Below are 2,219 nucleotides of genomic sequence, written 5' to 3' on the forward strand. Positions count from 1 at the left end.
TGTCGACGGCACGTGAAAACTGACCCCCAAACGGCAACTGAAAACTGACCCCCTCCGAGAACCTGTCCTCGAGCTCGAGGCAGGAGATGCGGAGTGTTGGCAGTGGAGGACTGGGCGGAGATCCGGCGGTTGCACCGCGCGGATGGAGTGCCGATCAAAGTGATCGCCAGGTCGATGGGGATCTCGAAGAACACGGTGCGCAAGGCGCTGCGTGATGACGGGCCGCCGCGCTACGAGCGGGTCGAGCGTGGGTCGCTGGTCGACGCGGTCGAGCCCCAGATCCGTGAGCTGCTGCGGGTGACGCCGACCATGCCGACGACGGTCGTGGCTGAACGCATCGGGTGGGAGCACTCGATCCGGATCCTGCGGACCCGGGTCAGCGACCTGCGGCCGGTGTACCTGCCGCCGGACCCGGCATCGCGCACGACCTATGAGCCGGGCGAGCTGGCGCAGTTCGACTTCTGGTTCCCCGACATCGAGCTCCCAGTCGGGTACGGCCAGAACCGGACGGCAAAGCGGCTGCCGGTGATGACCACGGTGACCGGCTATTCGCGGTGGTCGGGCGGGTTGTTGATCCCTTCCCGCGACGCCGCGGATCTCTACGCCGGCTGGTGGCAGCTGCTGTCGACCCAGCTGCAGGGCGTGCCGAAGACACTGGTGTGGGACGGCGAAGGAGCAGTCGGTCGGTGGCGCGCCCGCCAACCCGAACTCACCGGCGATTGCCAGGCGTTCCGTGGCGTGCTCGGTACCAAGGTCTACATCTGCAAGCCCGCCGACCCCGAAGCCAAGGGCATGCTCGAGCGACTCCACGACTACCTGGAGAAGTCGTTCCTGCCCGGCCGCACGTTCACCTCACCGGAGGACTTCAACACCCAACTCGCCGCGTTCTTCGTGAGAGCCAACGCCCGCCGGATGCGGGTCCTGGGCTGCAGTCCGGGTGACCGGGTTGCCGCGGACCGTGCCGCGATGATGCCGCTGCCACCGGTGCCGCCCGAGGTCGGCTGGCGAAAGACCATGCGGCTGCCGCGCGACCACTACGTCCGGCTCGATTCCAACGACTACTCCGTTCACCCCGCTGTGGTCGGGCGGCGGATCGAGATCCACGCCGACCTCGAACGCATGTGGGTGACCTGCGAAGGCGCGATCGTCGCCGACCACGCCCGCGTGTGGGCCCAGCACCAGACGATCACCGACTTCGAGCACACCGTCGCTGCCAAGCTGCTGCGCCAAGGTCGCGGTGATCTGCTGCGCCCGGTCGCGGACGCGGTGACCGGTGAGGAGGTCGAGGTCCGGTCGCTCGGCGTCTACGACCAGATCCTCGGACTCGTCGACGGGGAGGTGTCGTGATGGCTGCTCGGACGACCACGAAGACCGCTCCGAAGACCGGACGGGATGTCACCAGCGAACTGGAGTACCTGACCAGGGCGTTGAAGGCGCCGACACTGCGCGAGTCGGTCGAGCGGCTTGCCGAGCGAGCTCGTGAAGAAGCCTGGACTCATGAGGAGTTCCTCGCCGCCTGTCTGCAACGCGAGGTGTCGGCCCGGGAGTCCCACGGCGGTGAGGGCCGGATCCGCGCCGCCCGCTTCCCATCCAGGAAGAGCTTGGAGGACTTCGACTACGACCACGCCCGTGGCCTGAAGCGCGAAACCGTCGCGCACCTGGGCACCTTGGACTTCGTCGCCGGCAAGGAGAACGTCGTGCTGCTCGGCCCGCCCGGGACCGGGAAGACACATCTGGCCACTGGGCTGGCGATCCGGGCCTGCCAGGCCGGCCATCGCGTCCTGTTCGCCACCGCGTCCCAGTGGGTCGACCGGCTTGCAGAGGCCCACCATGCCGGCAAGCTGCAAGACGAGCTCCGCAAGCTGGTGCGCTACCCGGTGCTGGTCATCGATGAGGTCGGCTACATCCCCTTCGAGCCCGAGGCAGCCAACCTGTTCTTCCAACTCGTCTCGTCCCGCTATGAGCGAGCCAGCCTGATCGTCACGTCCAACAAGAACTTCGCCCGCTGGGGTGAGGTCTTCGGCGACGACACTGTCGCCGCGGCGATGATCGACCGGCTCGTCCACCACGCCGAGGTCATCGCGCTGAAGGGCGACTCCTACCGGCTGAAGAACCGAGAACTCGGCCGCGTCCCCGCGGCCGTCAACGAAGAGAACCAGTAACCGAGGGGGTCAGTTTTCGATTGCCGCGAGGGGGTCAGTTTTCAGCCGCCGTTGACA

Annotated in this window: 2 protein-coding genes; both read left to right on the forward strand. The window is 67.3% G+C overall.

Features of this window, described 5'->3' with window-relative positions:
- The first annotated feature begins 93 nt into the window (after window positions 1-93).
- Window positions 94-1,347 carry an IS21 family transposase gene (gene istA, locus ACYVAQ_RS23310; protein WP_460793002.1) on the forward strand — a complete coding sequence of 418 codons (1,254 nt, stop codon included), beginning with the start codon at window positions 94-96 and terminating at the stop codon, window positions 1,345-1,347.
- Window positions 1,347-2,162 carry an IS21-like element helper ATPase IstB gene (gene istB, locus ACYVAQ_RS23315; protein ID WP_460793003.1) on the forward strand — a complete coding sequence of 272 codons (816 nt, stop codon included), beginning with the start codon at window positions 1,347-1,349 and terminating at the stop codon, window positions 2,160-2,162. The genes istA and istB overlap by 1 nt, the downstream gene beginning before the upstream one ends.
- The last annotated feature ends 57 nt before the right edge of the window (window positions 2,163-2,219 follow it).

The organism is Nocardioides maradonensis (assembly GCF_054777115.1).